The following is a 22,582-nucleotide window of genomic DNA, read 5'->3' as shown; positions in this document are numbered from 1 at the left end:
GTCCTTAGAAATTGACGATCGTCTGGATGACGATGGCATTGGCGATATCCACAAAGAATGCGGATACAAGGGGCAGTACGATAAAGGCAATAGGGGACGGGCCATATCGCTTGGTTACGGCGGTCATATTGGCGATGGCGGTCGGAGTTGCGCCCAGCGCAAACCCACCGAACCCGGCGGCCAGAACTGCAGCGCGATATCCTGACCCCATCACCGGAAACAACACGTAGATAACGAAGATTACCGTAAAGGCGGTTTGTGCCGCCAGTACGACCAAAATGGTCACACCAAGTTCCGCAATCGTCCACAACTGCAGGCTCATCAGCGACATGGCCAGAAAGGTACCCAACGCAAGCTCTGAAACCAGCCCAAGCGCGGATGTGCGGCTGACGGGAACTGCATTTGGCCGCAACCAACTGCGCAGGTTGCCGATCAAAATGGCAATGATCAGACAAGGTACAAACAGGGGAAGTTTCAGGCCGGCCTCTGCGATCAGGACATTCACGCCATAGCCAATGATAATGGCAAGATGGAGGTACAGCATGACCCGCATCAGACCAAGCGGCGTAATATCGGGATAACGCTGTTCTTCGGTTGCGACACCAACTGTCAGTTCTTCGTTGGGGCGGTCGGGGGTCAGATTATAGCGTTCGACAAGATACTTGGCCACGGGACCACCAACCACCGCGGCCAACACCAGGCCCAATGTCGCCACTGCGACCCCCAACTCGGTCGCGCCTTCCAACCCAGTTACGGCGCCAACGTCCGGCGCCCATGCGATGGCGGTTCCATGCCCGCCGATCAGTGCAGCTGATCCGAATAACACTCCGGACTGGGCAGGAAAGCCAAATGCAACTGCCCCGACGGCACCAATGCCGTTTTGCATGATGATGGTGATCAGTGTCAGAACCAACAGCAAGAACAGAGGTTTGCCGCCGGTAAGCAGATCCAGGAACCGGGCATTCAGGCCGATTGCCGCAAAAAACAGCACCAGCATGTAATCCCGCGTGGCCATCTCAAAATCGAAAGAGATACCTGTGGCCATGTATAATCCCAACATCACCAGCGCTGCGACCAACCCGCCGCTGACCGGTTCGGGTATGTTGAAGCGCTGAAGCAGCTTCACCTGCTGGTTCAACTCCGCCCCCAAAAGATATACAGCCAGACCCAACGTGGCGGCGATCATATCCGGGATCAGATAAGTCATTGCCCCGTTTCCGGTTGCTGCGGGCATTTCTCCCCGACGACCGTGCCGTCATAGGCCTTTTCCCCGCAGTTGTTCAGCGCGTGCCAAACATAGCCTTTTCCATCCTGGGTTACAGCGACGATCCGGTCCACGCCAAAGTGTATATTCTTAGCCCCGATAAAGGCCTGCGCCTGACCGGTCTGCAACGCGTTGGCAATCATTATGGCATCGTAGCACTCAAACCATCCGGGCGCCGTCAACGGTTCGGGGTCATTGGCGGTCTGATAACCAGCCAGATTTGCTGGCGTCAAGTCAGTTTCAAAGCAGGCGCGGTATCGAATCGGAGAGCTGTCCGCATCAATCGCCTGAAAGTCCGTATAGGCGATGGTCTCGGGCTCATCTGCGCCGATTGCTAGCAAACGGACATCCTGTCCCGGCTTTGAGACCACTTCATAATAAAAGCCGTAAACTTGCAGATAGTACATGGCCCCACCAGCCAGAACAGCCGACCCTAGAAGGAGAATAGCAAGTAGTTTTCCGGTCATCGTTCGAGCATCCTATTCACGTGGCCTCTTTCATTGAGGTCGAAAATGGGCCAGTTTCCAACCTGATACAGGCTGACATTAGGGTAATGAAAATGGACACGACTCTCGCCGCAGGTTTTTTCGGCGCGCTTTTTGCGATCATGAACCCGATCACCAACTTGCCCGTTTTTCTGAGCGTGACTGATGGTCTGACCCCCGCAGATCAACGCAAGGTTGCGGTGAAAACCGTCACCTACTGTCTGATCCTGGGCGGTGCTTTTGCAGCCATTGGCAGCAAGACATTGGGACTGTTCGGCATCAGCGTCAATGATCTGCGCGTTGCGGGCGGTCTTGTTGTCCTGATGATCGGCCTGAACATGCTGAGCGGCACCGAGAGCACGGCGCATCACGGAACCGAAGGCGAAAAGAAATCTTATCCCGAGGCCGACACCGTCGCCTTTTATCCGTTGGCCTTTCCCATCCTCGTTGGGCCTGGCACAATCACGACGTTGATCCTCTATGCACATCAAATGTCCAAACCTATGGACGTCATACTCTATGCGGGCGTTTTTCTGGCAGTGCTGTTTTTGCTGTTCGTCACATTCTGGAACGCCGCGGCGCTGTCCAAGCGGCTTTCGGACAACGCTCGGGTGATCATGAGCCGCTTTATGGGTATGATCCTGTCTGCCATCGCAATCAGCATGATCGCGGACGGACTTAAAGTTCTGCTTCCCGGTTTGGCGTAACTGCCGCATCAGACCTCGTACCCGGCGGCTTCGGTCTGGACGAAGGCGTCGGCGCATTGCTTGGCCAAGGCGCGCACGCGTCCGATATAGGCCTGCCGTTCCGTCACCGAGATCACGCCACGCGCATCCAGCAGGTTAAAGATGTGCGACGCCTTGATGCACTGATCATAGGCCGGATGCGCCATGATGATGCGTTTGCCGGTCTTGGGATCGTCATGATCCTGCGCCAGAATGGTGGCACATTCAGCCTCGGCCTCTTTGAAATGGTCGAGCAGCACGTCGGTATTGGCCACGTCAAAGTTCCAGCGGGCATATTCTTCTTCGGTCTGTTTGAATATGTCACCATAGGTCAGCGGGCTGGGTGACTGCGGATCGTTGAAGGGCATGTCCATCACGTGATCAACACCCAGCACATACATCGCCAGCCGCTCCAACCCATAGGTCAATTCACCTGAAACCGGCGCGCAGTCATGGCCTCCGACCTGTTGAAAATAGGTGAACTGGCTGACTTCCATGCCGTCGCACCAGACCTCCCAGCCCAGGCCCCAGGCGCCCAGGGTTGGGCTTTCCCAGTCATCCTCGACAAACCGGATGTCATGCAGGTCCATGTCGATGCCGATTGCCTCAAGGCTGCCCAGATACAACGCCTGCAGGTCCGGCGGGCTAGGCTTGATCAACACCTGATACTGATAATAGTGCTGCAAGCGATTGGGGTTCTCGCCATAGCGCCCATCTGTTGGGCGGCGCGAGGGCTGTACATAAGCTGCGGCCCAGGACTTGGACCCCAACGCGCGCAAAGTAGTCGCGGGATGGAATGTCCCTGCCCCGACCTCCATGTCATAGGGCTGCAGAATGGCGCAGCCTTTTGACGCCCAATAGGTCTGAAGGCGCAGGATGATCTCCTGAAAAGAGCGAGGTGCGTTGGACTGAACGGTCATCACATTCCCTTTGGACGCCATTGCGCCCTGTTCCGGTGGGTTTTGCCCTTCCTATGCAAGGGGCCAAGGGGCGTCAACGGGACAGTGTGCCCGGGAAGCCACTGAGCGGCCAAACTGGAAATTCCCCGCATTCCAGGCATGGTGTTTCAACCCGCATATCGCGTACTCTTCATCGCAGAAAAACACCGCGGACACAGGCACACAATGAGACGCATACTAACGGTAATTTCAGTTCTTTTCCTTTTCGGCGTGCGGGCATCATTTGCGCAGCAAGACGGAGGTGTTTGGGTCCAGGTTGAGGCGCAGCCTTCGCTGCGTGAAGCCCAGGAACGCGCACAAGCCTATTCTGGCGCGTTGCCAGACGTGAATGGATTTCGCCTGAATTCGGGCTGGTATGCCATTGTTATCGGCCCGTATCTGCGCGGCGATGCCGAGCAAGTTCTGCGGGTGTACCGCGCAGAGGGGCAAATTCCAGCCGACAGCTTTATCGCCTTCTCGAACACACTGGGGCAGCAGTTCTGGCCGGTCAGTGCGAATACTCAGGACCAGGCCGCTGTGACAGCGCCGGTCGCACCTGAACCGGAACAGCCAGTGGCCGAGGCAACCCCGCAAATTGCCGATGAAACCAGATCACAGGCGCTGCAAAGCGAACGATTGCTGAGCGCGCAGGAGCGTATGGGCCTTCAAACCGCACTTCAAGCAGCCGGTTTCTACAACTCGACGATTGACGGTGCCTTTGGACAGGGAACGCGTCGCTCGATGGGCGACTGGCAAAGTTTCAACGGATACGAGGCGACCGGGGTTTTGACGACGGCACAGCGCAACGCCTTGATGGATGACTATAACGCGCCATTAATCAGCGCCGGAATGCAGCGCTACACAGACCCACAGGCAGGTATCGAGATGGCCATGCCGCTGGGTGTTGTTGCATTCGACCGTTACGAGGCCCCCTTCGTGCATTTCAACGGCTCGACCGACCTGAATGCTCAGGCCCTGCTGATCAGTCAGGATGGCACCAAAGCAACCCTGCGGGCCCTTTTTGAAGTCATGCAGTCGCTGGAAATCGTTCCGCTTGAAGGCCCTCGCCAGCTGCGCGGTGACAGCTTTACGCTGGAAGGTCGCGGCAATGACATTGTATCCTATACCGAGGCCAAGCTGAAAGATGGTCAGATCAAAGGTTTTACTCTGGTCTGGCCCGAAGGGGACGAGGCGCGCCGTACCCGCGTTCTTGCCGCCATGAAAGCGGACTTTAGCACCACTGATGCGGTTCTTGACGCCGCCGCCGGATCGGACGCTGCGCAAAGCATTGATCTTGTATCCGGCCTGCAGGTTCGCAAACCGCGCCTGTCACGCTCGGGGTTCTTTGCGGATGCCAAAGGCACCGTCCTCACCGTGACCGAGGCGGCAGATAGCTGCTCGCGGATCACGCTGGACGGCGCGCACGAGCTTGAGGTCGCCTCGACCGATCCCAATATCGGCATCGCCGTTCTGCGGCCAAGCCGCGACCTTTCCCCGATCAGCGTGGCCGAGTTCAGCAGCACCAAGCCGCGGATTCAGTCCGAGGTTGCGGTCTCCGGATTCTCGTATCAGGGCGTTTTGGGCGGTCCGACGCTGTCATATGGGCAGATCGCCGACCTGCGCGGCCTGAACGGTGAGGATGGCGTGAAGCGTCTGGCGCTGGCCACCCAACCCGGCGATGCAGGAGGCCCCGTGTTTGACGGCAACGGTCAGGTGGTCGGGATGCTTTTGCCGACCCCGACGAATGGGCGGACCCTGCCCGCCTCGGTCAGCCTGTCTGCCAATACAGAGAGCCTGAACAAGGCGCTGAGCAAGGCTGGGCTGGCAGGTCAATCCAGCGCCACCGCCGCCACGCAGGTCTCACCCAATGAGCTTAGCCGCCGGGCAAATGGGATGACTGTTCTGGTACAATGCTGGGATTGAGTTCGTAAAATCGCGCATTAACGCCGCCCATCCGGGCGGCGTTTTTTATTCTGCGCGCCATATGTCCGGAGTGATCCGGATCAATGTCGGCCCCTTAGCGGAAAACGCTTTTCGCACCGCAGACTGCATGTCTTCCAGTGTTGAGGGCGCAGCAGACAAGGCGCCGAATGCCTCGGCCAGTTTGCAAAAGTCAGGGTTTCGCGCAACGACAGCATTCGGCGCGATCTGACTGCCCACCATGCTGTCTTCGATCTCTTTCAGCTTGCCATTGTCCCAAAGAATGATCGGCAGGGGCAAACCCAGCTCTACCGCCACGCCCAATTCCATCATCGTGTAGTGAAAGCCATAATCCCCAGCAATCACAGCAGTCGGCCTGCCCGGCCGCGCGATAGCGCCACCTATTCCAGCCGGCAACGCATAGCCCAGCGTGCCAAAGCCGTTCGGGTGGTGCCAATGATAGGGGAAAGGCATTTCCCACACCCCCTTGGCAACATAGGCGAACTGGGTCATGTCCGAATACACCATCACATCCGCTGGCATTGCCTTACGCAAGGCATCCAACACCGGGACAATACCGGGCCGTTCTGCGTCAATCTCCGCGCGCCATTTACTGCGGGCTTCGGAGACCTCATCCGAAGACCAGCCATTTGCCGGTTTGACATGGTCGATAGACGCCCACATCGCTTGGGCAAAGCTTTCGCCATCCGCCTGCAACTTGACCGATGCCCGATGATGGTCCGACAGGACCTGAGGGTCCAGATCAATGCGGATCATATTGGCCGTATGCCCCAGCGCATCGCGCCACAGATCGACCTCACCCAGCTCGGCTCCGACGACCACCACAAGATCGGCGGAGGCGATGATCTGGGCGCTTTCGGGGCGAGACAAGGCAGCGCCAAAATCCAACGCATAATCCAACCCCACCATTCCACGCCCCGCATAGGTAGTGAAACAGGCCGCTCCGATCTGTGTCAGAATCTGCCGCCACAGGTTTGATCTTGCACCGCCTCCCAGAATGAACAGCGGCCTGCGCGCGATGTTCAGCATCGACAAGACCGGCGCGACGTCCGGCGGCAGAGCCTTTGTCCGCAAACCCGGCTGGTTCGGGAATGGGGCTGGGTCAGCCTGTGCCTTAAGTTGCGAAATCGGCACCTGTATGTGCTTGGGTCTGGGGCGGCTCAACGCGAACTCTTCGAAAGCACGTTCAACTAGGCCATAGGCGGCCGAAGCTGTATTAGCCTGCAACGACCAATCCGCGACCGTTTCTCCGGCGGCACGTTGATCCTTCATCTGATGAAGCTGTCCCTGCAGCGCCTGATCATCATCAAGGCAGGAGGACAGCACCAGCATTGGCACCGAATCCGAATACCCCTGCCCCATGGGTGTCATGATGTTGCACAGCCCAGGCCCTGTGATCACATAGGCCACGCCAGGATTGCCGCTTGCGCGCGCATATCCGTCCGCCATGAAACCGGCCCCCTGCTCGTGACGCGCAAGAACATGGGTGATGCCGGCTTCTTCGATCCCGCGATACATCTCTTGATTATGGACGCCGGGGATACCAAAAATCACATCAACACCCCGATCCCGGAGCATGTGCGAGATTTGAGCGCCAAGTGGTCTTTTCATCAACTTCTCCAGAAATGGACTGTGAACAGCGCATAGACCGCGAGCAGTTCAAGCCGACCGACCAGCATCCCCGCAGATAGTAACCATTTGGCTGTATCGCTGAGCCCGCTGAAATTACCCGCTGGTCCGATCTGATCCCCAAGGCCCGGACCAACATTGGCCAACGCCGTTGCTGCACCCGAGACAGAGGTAATGAAATCCAGCCCGGTCAGCGCCAGCGCCCATGCCAGGAAACCCAAAGACAATACGAAGAACATGAAAAAGCTCATGACCGAAGTCAGGACATCCGTTCCGATGGGACGCCCGTCATAGAGAGGCATGAACACCCCATGCGGTGAACGGATACGCCGGATTTGAGTTTTGATGGATGCAAACAGCAGTTGATAGCGGAAAATCTTGATCGAACAGGCAGTTGATCCCGCACACCCTCCGATCAGGCCAATCAGGAAGAACACCATGATCGGAAAACTGCCCCAACCCATATAATCGACGCTGGCATATCCGGTACCTGAAATGATCGATGTGATGTTGAACAGCGATTCCCGCACCGCCTGTTCCCAGTGATGCGGAAAGACAGAGGTCAAAAACACCGCCATGACGGCTACAAGAATCAGGATCGTGGCCAAAAACGCCCGAATCTGACTGTCGCGGAACAGGGAGCCGGTGCTGCCATTGGCAAATTGAACATAACGCACAAATGGCAAGGCAGCGAGGATCATGAAAATCGACGCCGCATATTCCGCGGGACCCGAGAAGGTACCGAACGATGCATCATAGTTTGAAAACCCACCGGTCGAGATTGTGGTCATAGAATGAACCACGGCGTCAAAGAAACTCATGCCAAGACCGGTGTAAACAAGTGCGCAGACCACGGTCAGGAACACGTAGATCAGGGAAATCTGGCCTGCGATTTCTTGCGCCCGCGGCAGGATCTTGCCCATGGTTTCGAAACCTTCCGAACGGAAGATCTGCATTCCTCCGACCCGAAGCTCGGGCAGAAAAACCATTGCAACAACGATGATCCCGATACCGCCCAGCCATTGCAGCACACCGCGCCACAAAAGCAACCCCTGCGGCAGCCCGTCGAGCCCGGAAATCACGGTCGAGCCCGTGGTCGTAAGGCCAGACATGGCCTCGAAATAGGCATCTACAAAGCGCAGCTCGGTTTCCCCGAACAGGAAAGGAATTGCCCCAAATAAAGGCAAAGCCACCCAAACGCCGGTCGTGAGCAGAAAGGTCTGACGGATCGTCAACCCTTCGCCAACGCCATTTGAGCAGCTCATAGAAAGGACAGCGCCGGTCAGAATGGTGATAACGCTGCTTTCAAGGAAAACATGCCATTCGCCGCGGCCCTCGATAAGGTCCGCAAGCATGGGCAACATCATGGTCGCCCCAAGAATGGCGACCAACAGGCCAATCACATATCCTACCGGGCGCATGTCCGTCATGAGGCGCAGCGTTGGCGCGCCTGCACGACTGTGTCAAGCGGATGTCCCGATTACTTTTCGGTTTTGCTGCTCGAGACGGGCATCACGGGCGGTTTCGAAGGCGCGCGTGACCGGCGTGCAGCTGCCGCCTGTCCCGGCTGAGCCTTCGGCGCGGCCGGATTTGCAGGTGCAGGTTTGGCGATTGCAACCCGATCTGCCTTCACCTTGGACGCTACGGGTTTAACAGCTGCGGTTTTTGCAACAGCAGCGTCGATCGCTGCGGCGGGAGCAGCAGTTTTTGCCACTGCAGGTCTGACTGCAGCAGGTTTAGCGGCTTCTACTTTGGGCGTTTCAGATTTGGCAGTTACGGTTTTGGTAACTGCAGGCTCTGCCGTAGCGGCTTTGGGGGCAGCGGGCCTAGCTGCGACTTTTGGGGCTGCGGCTTTTGCCACTGCAGGTTTTGCCGCGGATTTGGTCTGTGCCTTTTTCGCCCCCCCCGACGCTCTGGCTTTTGTCACAGGTTTCGCCAGGGCGGGCTTGGGCGATTCGGCCTTTGCCTTGACTTCTGCCTTTTTCTGAACGGCCACTTTGACCTTTGCCGCAGGTTGCGGATCAGCATTGACCACAGGCATCGCCTGAGATTTGAACTCAGGTGCCTTCACGTCAGCAACAGTCTTTTCGGAGGCGACACGCAGGGCCTGAACCTGGGCGAAGGGCAGTTCAATCGCAGATTTGGTCAGAATTTGCATGATTTTCAAATGGTTGGTCATTGCCTCACCGGCAAATCGAATTGCTGCTGCCTGAAATTCAAATGGCTGGGTAAACGGGTTCATGAGGTTGTTCTCCTGTGAAAGTGATGCAACCCGCGAATGAGTAAAGAACCCTGCCCGCCCTGACTAAACGGGCGGATTACGTTGCCTTGCAGTCCTTGGCGTCGCACGTGCCGGCTTCCTGATTGAGTGAAATGATCACCAGAACAGTGACCACGAGATGGCTGCATTCAAGGATAGTTTACAGCAAGAACTTCGCGCTTGCAGCATTTATCGCTGCAATGCGGCGAAATTTCACCGCATCGGCACTTAATCAAGTCTTTACAAAGGTTTAACGCCTATCCGACGTGAAACAATGTCGTAAACAGTCTCGGATCCAGGCTAGAGGACACAAAGGTCGGGCCCTCAGTCAGAACAGAAACGGCATCATGGCTGTGCAGGCTTTCTTGATGGCTGGCGATAACGCGGAAATCGCCGATATGATGGTCTGCCAAAAGTTCGGCACAAAACAGGCGTGCCGCGTCTTCGACAAAAATCGGGTTTGCGGCGTTCAGCTCGGCAAAGGCCTGCTCATCTTCACGTTTGACCATGACCTGCGTCTCGGTCGGCACCGCCCTGCGACACAGCGCAATCAGATCTTCGAACCAGAGGCAATCGGCATCGCAATCGACCGCAACCGATATCCGCGCAACCGAGCGCTGCGAATGCGGCGTCGCCAGTTGCCCTCGTGTAGACCGCGCATGCTCGCTGAGCTCCAGAGAACATGGGCACGTCGAGGAATACACATAATCCAGATGCATGATCTTTTGACGCACGCCATTCTGTTCGACCAGTTCCAGCGCGATATCGTAATATTGATAGCCTTCCAGACCCGAACGCAGGCTTTGTGTCCTGTCCGGGTAAGAGAACCGCATCTGGATACGTGCGTCAAAGCTGTCCAGATCGGTCATATAGTCGTTCAGCGCAGCCTCGATCACCTCAAAGCTGAACGTGCGCTCAGCATGTTTGTAGAACGAACGCATGATACGGGACATGTTGATGCCCTTCTTTTCCGCATCAAGGCTGACAGTGCCAGTCACTGAGGTCTCCAGCGTCAGGTCGTCGCCCTGCTTGCGGTGAAACCGGATCGGCAGGCGGAAATTCGATATGCCAACATGTTGAATCTGTTGCTTTGCCCCACGGATCAGACTGGAAGGTCCATTCTGAAGGTCAGGCAACGAGGCGCGGTAGGCCTCATCCACAGCAAACCCCTCGGGGTAATGCCGCGACAGGGATGGGTAGTTGACCGGCAGGAGCCCCGGCACAAGCCGCGCGACAGCAGGATCAAGCTGACCAATTTCAGCCTCGGTCGCGTTCTCGGCCCATTTCCGCAGGGTTTTCAACGCTGCCGCGGCCTCATCATTGTTGGGGGCGTCATCAATGTCACGGGGATACACGTTCATCGATCAGGGCTCCTCGGGTTGGTCGCCGGACTATATATATGTTCGACGCGATTTCCAGTCTAATGGTATACGCGCCGAAACACAGCCCGGATCGAAACTTCGTGATGGGCGCATCATGCGCACAAGTCACAAACCGTTTTCGAACCATGCCTAACAGTTCAGCTGACGCCCCTATTGCTGAGAAACGTCCAATGCGCGCTTGATATCGGCAAGAAGATCATCGGCGTCTTCCAAACCGACCGAGAACCGGATGAGGCCCGGAGCAATGCCCAGCTCAACTTTTTGGTCGTCACTCAATCTTTGATGTGTGGTGGTTGCCGGGTGGGTGGCAATCGACTTGGCATCGCCCAGATTGTTCGAAATCACCGGAATCGTCAGGGTGTTAAGGAAGGAAAATGCCGCCTCTTTTCCGCCCTTGATATCTAACGACAGCACTGTCCCGCCTTTGCCGCCAAGCTGCGTTTGTATCAGATCATTCTGCGCATGAGACTTCAGACCGGGGTAAAGCGTCCGCTCCAACGCCGGATGGCCCTCTAGCGCCTCGGCAATCCTCTGGGCGGTTTCGGCCTGTGCGTTGACCCGCAAGGCCATGGTCTCAAGCCCTTTCAACATGATCCACGCGTTGAAGGGGCTAAGCGCGCCTCCGGTGTGTTTCATATAGGGCTCGACCGTACCACGGATGAACTCTTTGGTGCCGATGATGACACCACCCAGGGCGCGGCCCTGCCCGTCAATATGCTTGGTCGCCGAGTAGACAACCACGTCAGCCCCCTGAGCGATCGCGCGCGAGAAAACTGGGGTCGAGAACACATTGTCCACGATGACCGTTGCACCAACCGCATGGGCCAGAAGGGAAACGGCTGAGATGTCGATGACCTCAAGCGTCGGGTTGGACATGGATTCGAAGAAAACCGCTTTGGTGTCCGGGCGGATCGCAGCCTCCCATGCGTCAAGATCGGTACCGTCCACAAAGGTCACTTCAACCCCGAACCGGGTCAGCACGTTTTCCAGAATATACAGGCACGACCCGAACAGAGCCTTGGCAGAAACAACGTGGTCACCGGCTTGCAACATCGAAGTCAGTGCCGCATTCACCGCAGCCATTCCAGAGGCGGTGGCAAAAGCGTCTTCGCCCCCTTCCAGAGCCGCGATACGCTGTTCAAACATCGAAACTGTCGGGTTGCCATACCGAGCGTAAATGAACTCATCAGGGCCGGTTTCGATGAACCGCGCCTCGGCCTGCTCGGCCGTATCATAGACAAATCCCTGGGTCAGAAAGATCGCCTCACTCACTTCGTTGTATTGGCTGCGGCGGGTGCCGCCATGGACAGCTTGTGTGCGCTTGTTCCAGCTCTCGCTCATGTCATTCCTTTCAGCCCCTTGAGGGACGTAAACAAAAAACCCCAGACGCGGCCAAGCGAAAGGGGTCTTTCATCCTGACCTTTTAGCGGTGTTGTTTAGCGTGGCCCGCAATCCGGTAACAAATCGCCACGTGGTGAGGATGCATTTACGCCCCGTCCCAGATCACGTCAAGACCGGCTGCACCAAGGTCACGCTTTCGTAACACACCTGCGCGCCCTCTTGCCGAACGCGCTGAAACCTCCATGATCGCGTCCAGTTTGAGGAGATGACATGATCGATCTATATTTCTGGCCCACGCCCAACGGCTGGAAAGTGTCCATCGCTTTGGAAGAGATGGAGCTGCCCTATAAAACCCACCTGATCAACATCGGCCAAGGCGACCAGTTCGACCCCGAGTTCCTTAAGATCGCCCCCAATAACCGGATGCCCGCGATCGTCGATCCGAACGGACCCGGAGGGACGCCGGTATCTGTATTCGAAAGCGGCGCGATCCTGATGTATCTCGCCCGAAAAACCGGACGCTTCTATGGTGAAACTGAACGTGACCGGATCGCTGTCGAAGAATGGCTGATGTGGCAGATGGGCGGCATCGGCCCGATGGCGGGACAAGCACACCATTTCCTGAAATACGCACCTCAGCTGGACCCGCCGCAAGACCTGCCCTACCCCAAGGATCGCTACCGTGCCGAAGTCGGACGTCTTTACGGCGTTCTGGATCGCAGGCTGGCCGAGAACGAATATGTGGCCGGCAATTTCTATTCCATCGCCGACATGTCGATCTGGGGCTGGGCGAGCTTGTGGGAAGGGCAACAACAGGTGTTGGAAAACAAGCCTCACTTTACCCGCTGGTTGGAAACCGTAAGCTCTCGCCGCGGTGTGCAAGCGGGCCGCGCCTTGCATGCCGAGTTGCGCGGAGATCACCGTGACAGGCAATCGCAGGGCGTTTTGTTTAAACGATAAGCGAGGGTATTGTTTACACGGTATGTCGCATTTTCTGGATGCCAGAATCAGGAGTGAATTTTGACCGTCCTAGTACAACCGGCCTCCAAATCTGTTCCACCCGAGGCTCTCGCCGATCTTCTATGGAGCACAGATCCAAAACTAAACGGTTACATATTTGGAAAAATGGATGTCTTGCTTAAGATCATCGGAACAGAATGGCCCGCGCAACTAGGTTTGTATTCGTTCAAACATGCCTTCACGGCCATGCACCGTGGCAAAGTCGCCGGCCTCTTTATTGGGCATACAGAAGAAGAATATGCTGCGAATTTCGATTTTTCCGTCGATCATCAAGCTAATGCTCTTGGCGAAGATGAAGCCCGTCATCTAAAATCTGCCTTGCATTGGATGGATCGGTTGTTTCCCGCCCCGCGTCAAAACTCTTACTACATTCTCGAATTCGCTGTGAACCCAGACATGCAGGGTACAGGCATTGCCAGCCAACTCTTTGCAATAGCAACGAAACGGGCTTTGGCGGGTGGGTGCAATCAAATATGCCTTGATGTAGCTGCCAACAATGAAGCCGTTAGTTTTTATGAACATATTGGATTTAGCGTCGAAATTGAATCGCGCGTGCCCGTTTTGGACGACGAGCATGGAATAGGAATGCACCTGCACATGGTTCTAGAGATCGGTCAAAGCGACTGACATCGGTGCAGGCTCGATTGCAATATTGTCGATAAGAATATTCAGCCGCGACCGTTCATGTCGCAATTCCCACTGGAAACAGGCAACGCCCTTCACTAAGGAAGAAATCGACAATCGAAAAAGGAAGACGCACGCAATGGCAAAGATCACCTATGTCGAGCATGGCGGTACCGAGCACACTGTCGAGGTCGCCAACGGACTAACCGTCATGGAAGGAGCCCGTGACAACAACATTCCCGGCATCGAAGCGGATTGCGGCGGCGCCTGTGCCTGTTCGACCTGCCATGTCTATATCCACCCCGACTGGGTTGAGAAAATTCCCGGCAAGGATGACATGGAAGAAGACATGCTGGACTTTGCCTATGAGCCCGACCCTGCCCGTTCGCGCCTGACCTGCCAGATCAAAGTCACAGACGAGATGGATGGCCTGATCGTTCAGATGCCGGAAAAACAGATCTGATGCCCTGCAAAGCGCCGCGCCTACCCTACCGAACTTGGCAGGGTCAGGCCCGCGGCGCAGCGCTGACGTTGTGCTTCTGGCTGACGGGCCATGTCCCGCTGGCACTGGCAGAGACCGTCCCAGCCGCTCGTTTCACCGAGCCGACTACACGTTACGCCCACGGAGTTCTGGGTGATAACATCGAATATGGCGCGTTGGAGCTGACTATCCAAAGCGGAAACGTGACCATCCGTCTTCCATCTGATCGCGTATTTGAAGATCTCGCTCCACGGCTTGTGGACGTGGATCAAGACGGGACCCCCGAGGTCATTGTCATTGAATCTCAGGATCAAACGGGCGCTCAGTTGGCCATCTATGATGCCAGAGGCGATAAAATCGCCGCAACTCCGCATATCGGTACCCGCTTTCGATGGCTTGCTCCGGTCGGGGCGGCGGATCTGGATGGGGATGGCAATATCGAAATCGCCTATGTCGACCGCCCTCATCTGGCCAAGACATTGCGCATTTGGCGCTTTGTCGACGGCGAATTAATCCAGATTGCCGCTCTACCAGGGCTGACAAATCATCGGATCGGCGAAGGTTTCATCACAGGGGGCCTGCGCGACTGTGGCAATGGCCCGGAACTGGTAGTCGCGTCTGCGGACTGGCGCGAAATTGTCAGCATCCGCTTTGACAATGGCTGGGTGCAGCATCTGGTCGCCCCCTTTAGCCCGAAAGCAATGACCTCTGCGCTTAACTGCGTACCCTCGCCCTGACTGCAGCCCGCGTCAGAGGGCTGCCCGGCCCAAGTCCATTGACGCTGCATCTCTGATGCAGTGGCTGAGCGCGGGAGCCGTCGCGATTACAGCGCCCGCCATCCGATATCCCGGCGAAAGAACCCCTCTGGCCAGTTGATCCCGTCGATCAGCTCATAGGCGCGGTCACGCGCTTCCTGCAGGTTCCGTCCGCGTGCGGTGACATTCAATACCCGGCCACCACTAGAGACGATCTGACCGTCGGCTTCTTTGGTTCCTGCGTGAAACACCATATTACCGCTATCTTCAGATACGTCATCCAGCCCTTTAATCACGCTGCCTTTTTGGTAGGCGCCCGGATAACCATTTGCGGCCATGACTACCGTCAAGGCGTGATCATCCGCCCAGTTTACACGCGCCTCGGCCAACCGGCCTTCTGCTGCGGCGTGCATCAAGTCCATCGCCTGCGCGCCCAGGCGCATCATCAGCACCTGACATTCCGGGTCGCCGAAACGCACGTTATATTCAACCAACCGTGGCTGGCCGTCTTTGATCATCAAACCAACATAAAGAACGCCCTGAAACGGCGTTCCGCGCCGCTTCATCTCTGCCATGGTGGGGCGCACAATCTCGTTCATCGCGCGCTCTTCGATTACAGCGCTTAACACAGGAGCCGGAGAATACGCGCCCATGCCGCCGGTGTTCAGACCGGTATCGCCCTCGCCTACCCGTTTATGGTCTTGCGCCGTGCCAATGGATAGGATGCTTTCCCCGTCGCATAGCACGAACAGAGATGCCTCTTCACCTTCCATGAACTCTTCGACCACAACTTCGGCACCGGCACCACCAAAGGCTCCGCCAAACATGTCATCGATCGCATCCAAGGCCGTCGCTTCGTCCATCGCAACGATCACACCCTTGCCCGCGGCCAAGCCATCAGCCTTGACGACGATAGGTGCGCCCTGCTTTTTGATATAGGCTTTGGCTGGCTCGGCCTCGGTAAACCGGGCGTATCCTGCGGTTGGAGCATTGGCGGCGTCGCAGATCTCTTTAGTAAAGCTCTTGGACGCCTCGAGACGTGCAGCCGCGGCCGAGGGGCCAAAAACCAGCACACCGGCCTCGCGCAAACGATCCGCAACCCCCGCAGCCAATGGCGCCTCGGGGCCGACGATCACAAAGTCGATCGCGTTCTCATCCGCAAACCTGACCACCTCACCGCCGTTTTCGATATCCAGCGCTGCACATTCGGCAATCTGGGCGATCCCGGCATTGCCCGGCGCCACAATCAGGCGGTCGCATTTCGGGTTTTGCATCACCGCCCAGGCCAGGCTGTGTTCGCGCCCACCACTACCGAGAATGAGGATGTTCATGACTGCTCTCCGATCTGCTTGGCCTCGCCTTCCGCGCGTTCTAAGCTGGCCGAGCATTTGACACAAGGCGCTGAAATGTCCGACCTACTTGACGACCCCATTCCCGGCCAAAATACCCCAGAATACACTGTTTCCGACATCTCGGGCGAGGTGAAGCGGACGCTGGAAGGCAGTTTCGGCCGAATCCGTGTTCGGGGTGAAGTCGGTCGCGTGTTCAAAGCCAGATCTGGTCATCTGTACTATGACATCAAGGACGACAAGAACGTACTGGCCTGCACCACTTGGAAAGGCCAGGTTGCTGCCCTGTCCGTGGTTCCCGAGGAAGGTCTGGAAGTGGTCGTCACAGGCCGTCTGACCGCTTTTGGAGCGCAGTCCAAATACAATCTGAACGTGGATGAGGTTTCGGTGGCCGGACAGGGTGCCCTGATGGCCCTGCTTGAAAAGCGAAAGAAACAGTTGGAATCCGAGGGCCTGTTCGCACCCGAGCGTAAAAAGCCTCTGCCCTATCTTCCTCAGATCATCGGCGTAGTGACTTCACCCTCGGGCGCGGTGATCCGCGATATCCTGCACCGGTTGCGTGACCGGTTTCCGCGCAAAGTGTTGATCTGGCCTGTCGCCGTGCAAGGTTCGAATTGCGCGCCTGAGGTGGCGAACGCGATTACTGGTTTCAACCAACTGACTCCTGGCGGTGCGCTGCCACGACCGGACCTGATCATCGTCGCCCGTGGTGGCGGGTCAATCGAGGACCTCTGGGGGTTCAACGAAGAGATCGTGGCCCGCGCTACGGCGGCATCAGAGATCCCGGTGATCTCGGCCGTTGGGCACGAGACCGACACGACCCTGATTGATTTTGTGTCGGACCGCAGGGCCCCAACCCCCACAGCCGCAGCCGAACTTGCGGTGCCTGTCCGCATGGAACTTCTGGCCTCGACCGGCGAGCAAGGCGCCCGCCTGTCCCGTGCAGCCACGGACGCTGTGCAAAGACGGTCGCAACGGTTGCGGGATTTATCCCGCGCATTACCACGCCCGGATAGCTTGTTGAACAACCCGCGACAACGCCTTGATTTAATTGCGGACCGACTGACACCAGCACTTGAGCGCGGCGTACAAAACCGCCGCCTTCAAGTTGTGAAACTGTCCGCCCATCTGCGCCCGTCCACATTACGCTCACTGGTCGGAACCCGACAGGAAACACTGCGCAGCCTTTCGTCGCGCCTGTCTGTCCGGCCGATCCAGCGCGAAATCGACAGCCAACGGCAAAACATCAACCGCCTAGCCGAACGCTTGAGTACAGCGCAAGCCGCGCGTCTGGACCGGATGCGTCAATCCCTGGAAACCGCAGACCGGCTGCGGGAAACGCTAAGCTACAAGGCAACGCTGCAACGTGGATATGCGGTCGTACGCGCCGAAGGACAGGTACTGACAACCCGTAAACAGGCGGCAAAACACCAATCCTTTGACATTGAATTTGCAGATGGCGAATTGACGACCGGCCCGTCTACCGCGTCACCGTCAACTTCGAAAAAGCCGCCGAAAAAGGATGCGCCGGATCAGGGGTCGTTGTTCTGACCCCTGCACAGGCTAGACACCGACTTCGGGACCGTAACAGACCATCTCGGCGTCTGTGTCTTCGTTCTCATATAGTTCGGTCATCTCAGGATTTCCCGCGAACTGAGCGATCAGACCGCCGCCAGATTCGGTGAATACCCAGCATTGCGGGTCATGCCGGTCTTCATAGACGAAACAGATCTGTCCTTCCTGCTCGTACCAGAGCCCTTCTTTGCAGTTCCCATCCAGAAAAGACCAAATCACGCGGCGATCCGGCAGATAACGCTCGACCCCATAAATCCTGCCTTCAAAGCCATAGAACAGGGTTTTTCCCAGCGTATAGCGGTCAAATTCGGCGCCGGACAGGGATGTGTCGGCACAAACCGCCGGGGCAGCCATCGACAACAGAATCGCAATTCGTTTCAGCATGGGTTCATTCTGTCAGATGGCAGGCCGCTAGGCCAATTCCCTTTTCATTCCAACCGGGTGCCTTCACGTTACCGATTGAGTTTTGCGGTTATGCGCTGCGAAAGTGTTCAGTACATGCTGCGGAGATAACTCTATGACCAATGCCCTGTTTCTGATTGCGACAGCTTGCGCTCTGGCTTACCTGCCATTGACCTCGCGTGGCGCTGGCGCTGTTCGGTCAATCCTAAAGACCCTATCCGTCGCAGTTTTGGCGGTCATTGCCGCCCAAAGTGGCGCTCCATTTCTGTTGATCCTTGCGCTGGCATTCTGTGCGCTGGGGGACGCCCTTCTGTCCCGGGAAAGTGATGCCACCTTCATGGCCGGGATCGGTGCCTTTGCAACTGGTCATCTGGCCTATATCGGGCTGTTCCTGTCCCATCCGGCCAGCGACGCCGCGCTTATTCTGGAGAAGCCCGGATATTTCTGGTCTTTGATCCTCCTCGGTATTGTCGTTGTCACCCTATTACCGCCGCGTGCCGGAGACCTGAAATGGCCCGTTCTCGGGTATATTCCGATCATTCTGGGCATGGGCATCACGGTCCTGGCCCTACCCGAAACAGGCGCGCTGCGTTGGGCTTTACCTGCGGCTTTGTCCTTTATCGCGTCCGACCTTATCCTGGCGACTGAGAAGTTTCTTCTGCCAGTGGACCATCCCAGCCGCCGTTTCACCTCCTATCTGGTTTGGGTATTGTATTGGGGGGCGCAAGCCGGTCTTCTGATCGCCTTCCTCTGACCCTTTGCAACTGCTGCAATTCCGCATTAGGTGAGAGGAACACCTGCGGAGACCAAAAATGGCGCTATTCTCAAAGCTCAAGGACAAGCTGTTCAAATCCTCATCCCGCCTTGAACAAGGGTTGGATGCCATCGTTGAAGATGGGGGCGAGGAAACAACTGCACCGGATCCAATCCCGCCAGCGCCAGCGCCGCATTCCGAACCGGCACCCGAAGTCGCGCAACCGGACATGGCACCGGAACAGGCAGTTGCCAAACCGGTGGCCACTACAGCCGAGTCTGCTCCGTCCAAATCCATGCTCGGGCGGCTTTTCGGGCGCGCCGAGACCGAGACAACAGTTCGCCGCACGCTGGATGACGACATGCTGGAACAGCTTGAAGAGCTGTTGATTGCATCCGACATGGGTGTGGACACAGCGCTGCGCGTCACCGCCAATATGGCCGAGGGCCGTTATGGCCGCAAACTTTCGACACAAGAGATCAAGCAGCTTCTGGCGCAGGAAGTCGCCCGGGTTATGGAACCCGTTGCAAAGCCCATGCCGCTCTATTCCAAACGCCCACAGGTGGTACTGGTCGTTGGCGTCAACGGATCGGGCAAGACCACCACGATCGGCAAACTAGCCAGCCAGTTCAGGGCTGCCGGCAAGAACGTAGTGATCGCAGCTGGAGACACCTTCCGCGCAGCCGCCGTAGAACAGCTGCAGGTCTGGGGCGACCGCGCAGGCGTTCCGGTCCTGACAGCCCCCGAAGGCTCGGACCCCGCCTCCCTGGCCTTCGACGCGTTGACCCGCGCACAAGAGGATGGCGCCGATCTGTTGATGATCGACACCGCCGGTCGTCTGCAGAATCGTGCCGACCTGATGGAGGAATTAGCCAAGATCGTCCGGGTGATCCGCAAAGTCGACGAATCCGCACCGCACAATACCCTTTTGGTTCTGGATGCCACCACTGGTCAGAATGCACTCAGTCAGGTCGATACCTTTCAGAAACTGGCCGATGTCTCCGGCCTGGTGATGACCAAGCTGGACGGCACCGCAAAAGGCGGCGTGCTGGTGGCTCTGGCTGACAAATTCGGCCTGCCCATTCACGCAATCGGCGTCGGAGAACAGATCGACGATCTCGCCCCTTTCGATCCCGAAGAATTCGCCGCTGCTCTAACCGGCCTCGATCAACGCTGATCCGAACTTCAACTGGCTAAAAATATCTTCGGGGGTGTGGGGGGCAGACAGCCCCCCACCCTCTCCACCCGCGAAAGGTCGATGTCTTGAGCGACTGGCTCATCTCTCTGGAAGGCACGCCCAAGGGCCATGACCTTGCCCTTGGGCTCGCGCTGATGGCCGCCTTCTTGCACGCGGTGTTCGGAGCATTACAAAAGGGCCGTCACGACCCGTGGCTGTCCCGCGGGGCCATAGACGCCAGCTACTGTCTTCTGGCTGCACCTTTCGCGTTTTTTGTAGTGCCCTGGCCCGAGCCCTATATGTGGCCAATCTTCGCCACCGTCTGGCTGATCCACATCGCTTACAAGATCCTGCAGGCAATGGCCTATACCAAAGGCTCTTATACAGTGGTCTATCCTGTTGTGCGCGGCACCGGACCCCTGTTCACAGTATTCGGTGCCTACCTGTTGTTTGGCGAGACCTTCTCTGCCACGCAATGGTTTGGTGTCGCGGTCTTGCTGGCCGGGATATTCGGGCTTGCGGCCTATAATCTGCGGTTTCTCGAAACCAACCGCGAAACGCTTGGGATCGCCCTAGCCTTGGCCCTCGCAACCGGCCTGTTTGTGGCGTTATATACCACCTATGACGCCTATGGCATTCGCGCGACGGCCGATCCGTTCACCTTTCTGGCTTGGTTTTTCATGATCGACGGGGCCGCCATGCCGATCTATGCGTTCTTCCGCTGGCGCGCGATGGCCCATCGCCCGGCCTTGGGGCCCTTGGCGCTGCGCGGCATCGCCGGCGGGATCATCGCCCCTCTATCTTTCGGGGCCATCATGCTGGCCACGCGGTTGGACAAGGTCGGCGAAGCCGCCGTTCTGCGGGAAACCTCCACCGTCTTTGCCGCCCTGATCGGCTGGCTGGTTCTGAAAGAAACCGTCGGCCCAAGGCGGATCGCGCTGATGGCATTGATTGCACTCGGCGCCGTAATAGTTGAAATGGGCGGGTAAGCAGCAGGACAAAAGACATGACAGGCAAGACCGACATAAATCCATTTCTGAAACAGGTGCTGGAACTGGGTCCTCCGCTGGCCTTTTTCTTCATCTACCTACGCTTGCGCGATGACAGCTTTATGATCGGCGGCATCGAGTATTCCGGCTTTATCATTGCCACGATCATTTTTGTGCCGCTGATGCTGGGGGCAATGGGCATCTTGTGGTACCTGACCGGCAAGCTAAGCCGGATGCAGATATTCACAGCTTTCATGGTCATTTTCTTCGGCGGCCTGACCGCCTGGTTCAATGACGAGCGGTTCTTCAAGATGAAAACCACGCTTGTTTATGGCCTGTTTGCTCTGATCCTGGGGATCGGGCTGCTGCAAAAGAAATCCTATCTTGCCTATGTTCTGGACGAGATGCTGCCCATGAAACACGAAGGCTGGATGATCCTGACCCGTCGTCTGTGTACGTGTTTTGCTGTTCTGGCCGTCGCAAATGAATTCGTGTGGCGCACGATGTCGACCGACCTGTGGGTCAAGATTGAGACCTTCGGATTCCCCATTGCCCTTATGGCGTTCCTCATGCTGCAGTTCAGCCTGTTGCAAAGCTATATGGATGATCCCGATCATCAATGACGGCTAAATCCTCAACCGCCCTTCGGATGACTTTTCCGTGAAGCGCGGGAGGCCATAAAACCTAACAAAATCCTTGGCTAAACGCTTGGGCTATGAAAAGTTGTGTCACCACTCACCTTTTCCCGCCGGAGCACCACACCAAATGACGGCTTTCCCAAATAGTGGCTTTCTATCCGAAGCTTCAGACCGGCTGAGATCAATGCTCTCGGCACAGGCGACAGAGATTTCTCTCGAACCTGGTGATATCCTTTTCGAACAAGGGGATGAAGGGGATGCCCTCTATGCCATTCTTGCCGGCACGCTAGAGGTGTCCTTCTTGGCGATGAGCGGTCGAAAACTCTCGTTGACATTGATGAAGCCTGGCGAGGTCTTTGGTGAAATCGGCTTGTTCGACAATGGCCCCCGCACCGCAACCGTGGCCGCGGCCGAGGCCTCTCGGGTGCTGCGTGTGCGTAGGTCCGATGTCATGAACCAGATCCGCCAACATCCTGACCTTGCGGTGGATATGATCCGACTGGCCGGTTTGCGCATGCGGTGGATGGGGTCGCAACTGAATGAACAGGTCTTTTTGCCGATGCCTATCCGGCTTGCGCGCAAACTGCTGCATCTGTCCAACCTTCAAGACGATCCAACCACTCGCATTACCCTGTCCCAAAGCGAGCTGGCCGAATTCGTTGGTGCCACGCGCGAAGCTGTCTCAAAGACAATTTCAACCTGGAAACGCGACAAGGTTGTCGAAGCTTCGCGGGGCGGCCTGATGATCCATGATTTTGAGGCACTGCGGGAACTGGCGGATTCCGACCTCATTTGACCTGTTGTGACCTGCTTCACATACGACGGATCGCATTAAGATTACGTTAGGAACTGT

22 protein-coding genes and 1 riboswitch are annotated in these 22,582 nt (G+C 57.1%); of the genes, 12 read left to right on the top strand and 10 right to left on the bottom strand.

Annotation, left to right across the window (positions count from 1 at the left end; all coding sequences use genetic code 11):
- Window positions 1-4: 4 nt before the first annotated feature.
- A complete protein-coding gene (gltS, locus tag AC2FFF_RS00440; RefSeq protein ID WP_142634523.1) occupies window positions 5-1,207 on the bottom strand; it encodes a sodium/glutamate symporter in 1,203 nt (400 codons plus the stop codon).
- Window positions 1,204-1,731, bottom strand: coding sequence for a DUF6446 family protein (locus AC2FFF_RS00435; RefSeq protein ID WP_496882802.1), 528 nt, complete (start codon window positions 1,729-1,731; stop codon window positions 1,204-1,206). The genes gltS and AC2FFF_RS00435 overlap by 4 nt, the downstream gene beginning before the upstream one ends.
- A gap of 92 nt (window positions 1,732-1,823) precedes the next feature.
- Between AC2FFF_RS00435 and AC2FFF_RS00430 the strand changes: the two genes are divergently transcribed.
- Window positions 1,824-2,456 (top strand): MarC family protein, encoded by a 633-nt coding sequence (locus tag AC2FFF_RS00430; protein WP_142634527.1) that lies wholly within the window; start codon window positions 1,824-1,826, stop codon window positions 2,454-2,456.
- Between the two features lie 8 nt (window positions 2,457-2,464).
- Here AC2FFF_RS00430 and AC2FFF_RS00425 read toward each other — a convergent pair whose 3' ends face one another.
- Window positions 2,465-3,394, bottom strand: coding sequence for a glycine--tRNA ligase subunit alpha (locus AC2FFF_RS00425; RefSeq protein WP_281972405.1), 930 nt, complete (start codon window positions 3,392-3,394; stop codon window positions 2,465-2,467).
- A gap of 204 nt (window positions 3,395-3,598) precedes the next feature.
- Between AC2FFF_RS00425 and AC2FFF_RS00420 the strand changes: the two genes are divergently transcribed.
- The gene (locus AC2FFF_RS00420) at window positions 3,599-5,335 is read left to right on the top strand and encodes a serine protease (protein WP_271946395.1); all 1,737 of its coding nucleotides are present in this window, start codon (window positions 3,599-3,601) and stop codon (window positions 5,333-5,335) included.
- Between the two features lie 45 nt (window positions 5,336-5,380).
- Here the strand turns inward: AC2FFF_RS00420 and AC2FFF_RS00415 are convergent, their stop codons facing one another.
- The 5 genes from AC2FFF_RS00415 to metZ form a co-directional block, all read right to left on the bottom strand.
- The gene (locus tag AC2FFF_RS00415) at window positions 5,381-6,964 is read right to left on the bottom strand and encodes a thiamine pyrophosphate-binding protein (RefSeq protein WP_281972298.1); all 1,584 of its coding nucleotides are present in this window, start codon (window positions 6,962-6,964) and stop codon (window positions 5,381-5,383) included.
- Window positions 6,964-8,412, bottom strand: a complete 1,449-nt coding sequence (locus tag AC2FFF_RS00410) for a TrkH family potassium uptake protein (protein WP_142634535.1) — start codon at window positions 8,410-8,412, stop codon at window positions 6,964-6,966. The genes AC2FFF_RS00415 and AC2FFF_RS00410 overlap by 1 nt, the downstream gene beginning before the upstream one ends.
- A gap of 50 nt (window positions 8,413-8,462) precedes the next feature.
- Window positions 8,463-9,224, bottom strand: coding sequence for a hypothetical protein (locus AC2FFF_RS00405; RefSeq protein ID WP_281972299.1), 762 nt, complete (start codon window positions 9,222-9,224; stop codon window positions 8,463-8,465).
- A 275-nt stretch (window positions 9,225-9,499) separates the two neighbouring features.
- Window positions 9,500-10,603 (bottom strand): GTP cyclohydrolase FolE2, encoded by a 1,104-nt coding sequence (gene folE2 / locus AC2FFF_RS00400; protein WP_142634540.1) that lies wholly within the window; start codon window positions 10,601-10,603, stop codon window positions 9,500-9,502.
- Window positions 10,604-10,774: 171 nt separating this feature from the next.
- A complete protein-coding gene (gene metZ / locus AC2FFF_RS00395; protein WP_281972300.1) occupies window positions 10,775-11,965 on the bottom strand; it encodes an O-succinylhomoserine sulfhydrylase in 1,191 nt (396 codons plus the stop codon).
- 62 nt (window positions 11,966-12,027) lie between these two features.
- Window positions 12,028-12,105: riboswitch (SAM riboswitch) on the bottom strand.
- Window positions 12,106-12,235: 130 nt separating this feature from the next.
- Between metZ and AC2FFF_RS00390 the strand changes: the two genes are divergently transcribed.
- From AC2FFF_RS00390 to AC2FFF_RS00375, 4 genes are all read left to right on the top strand, one after another.
- Complete coding sequence (locus AC2FFF_RS00390) at window positions 12,236-12,925, top strand: glutathione S-transferase N-terminal domain-containing protein (protein WP_271946383.1); 690 nt, start codon at window positions 12,236-12,238, stop codon at window positions 12,923-12,925.
- Between the two features lie 60 nt (window positions 12,926-12,985).
- Window positions 12,986-13,612 carry a GNAT family N-acetyltransferase gene (locus tag AC2FFF_RS00385; RefSeq protein ID WP_281972301.1) on the top strand — a complete coding sequence of 209 codons (627 nt, stop codon included), beginning with the start codon at window positions 12,986-12,988 and terminating at the stop codon, window positions 13,610-13,612.
- A 136-nt stretch (window positions 13,613-13,748) separates the two neighbouring features.
- Entirely contained in the window at window positions 13,749-14,072 is a 324-nt protein-coding gene (locus AC2FFF_RS00380; protein WP_142634548.1) for a 2Fe-2S iron-sulfur cluster-binding protein, read from the top strand.
- Complete coding sequence (locus tag AC2FFF_RS00375; protein WP_281972302.1) at window positions 14,072-14,827, top strand: FG-GAP repeat domain-containing protein; 756 nt, start codon at window positions 14,072-14,074, stop codon at window positions 14,825-14,827. Before AC2FFF_RS00380 ends, AC2FFF_RS00375 begins: the two co-directional genes overlap by 1 nt.
- A gap of 86 nt (window positions 14,828-14,913) precedes the next feature.
- On the opposite strand, the gene purD is transcribed toward AC2FFF_RS00375, so the two are convergent.
- Window positions 14,914-16,176: a phosphoribosylamine--glycine ligase gene (gene purD / locus AC2FFF_RS00370; protein WP_281972303.1), complete on the bottom strand. Its 1,263-nt coding sequence runs from the start codon at window positions 16,174-16,176 to the stop codon at window positions 14,914-14,916.
- Window positions 16,177-16,251: 75 nt separating this feature from the next.
- Between purD and xseA the strand changes: the two genes are divergently transcribed.
- A complete protein-coding gene (xseA, locus tag AC2FFF_RS00365) occupies window positions 16,252-17,745 on the top strand; it encodes an exodeoxyribonuclease VII large subunit (RefSeq protein ID WP_496750889.1) in 1,494 nt (497 codons plus the stop codon).
- A 12-nt stretch (window positions 17,746-17,757) separates the two neighbouring features.
- Here the strand turns inward: xseA and AC2FFF_RS00360 are convergent, their stop codons facing one another.
- Window positions 17,758-18,153, bottom strand: a complete 396-nt coding sequence (locus AC2FFF_RS00360) for a hypothetical protein (RefSeq protein ID WP_496750892.1) — start codon at window positions 18,151-18,153, stop codon at window positions 17,758-17,760.
- 133 nt (window positions 18,154-18,286) lie between these two features.
- On the opposite strand from AC2FFF_RS00360, the gene AC2FFF_RS00355 reads away from it, so the two are divergent.
- The 5 genes from AC2FFF_RS00355 (at window position 18,287) to AC2FFF_RS00335 (ending at window position 22,525) form a co-directional block, all read left to right on the top strand.
- The gene (locus tag AC2FFF_RS00355; RefSeq protein WP_281972305.1) at window positions 18,287-18,925 is read left to right on the top strand and encodes a lysoplasmalogenase family protein; all 639 of its coding nucleotides are present in this window, start codon (window positions 18,287-18,289) and stop codon (window positions 18,923-18,925) included.
- A 58-nt stretch (window positions 18,926-18,983) separates the two neighbouring features.
- Window positions 18,984-20,102 carry a signal recognition particle-docking protein FtsY gene (ftsY, locus tag AC2FFF_RS00350; protein ID WP_496882801.1) on the top strand — a complete coding sequence of 373 codons (1,119 nt, stop codon included), beginning with the start codon at window positions 18,984-18,986 and terminating at the stop codon, window positions 20,100-20,102.
- A gap of 86 nt (window positions 20,103-20,188) precedes the next feature.
- A complete protein-coding gene (locus AC2FFF_RS00345; protein ID WP_142634560.1) occupies window positions 20,189-21,091 on the top strand; it encodes an EamA family transporter in 903 nt (300 codons plus the stop codon).
- A 17-nt stretch (window positions 21,092-21,108) separates the two neighbouring features.
- The gene (locus AC2FFF_RS00340; RefSeq protein ID WP_281972307.1) at window positions 21,109-21,714 is read left to right on the top strand and encodes an inner membrane-spanning protein YciB; all 606 of its coding nucleotides are present in this window, start codon (window positions 21,109-21,111) and stop codon (window positions 21,712-21,714) included.
- A gap of 142 nt (window positions 21,715-21,856) precedes the next feature.
- Window positions 21,857-22,525: a Crp/Fnr family transcriptional regulator gene (locus AC2FFF_RS00335; protein WP_142634564.1), complete on the top strand. Its 669-nt coding sequence runs from the start codon at window positions 21,857-21,859 to the stop codon at window positions 22,523-22,525.
- The last annotated feature ends 57 nt before the right edge of the window (window positions 22,526-22,582 follow it).

This window comes from Ruegeria sp. YTSA226 (assembly GCF_059609905.1).
This window is presented reverse-complemented; position numbering and strand designations above follow the sequence as displayed.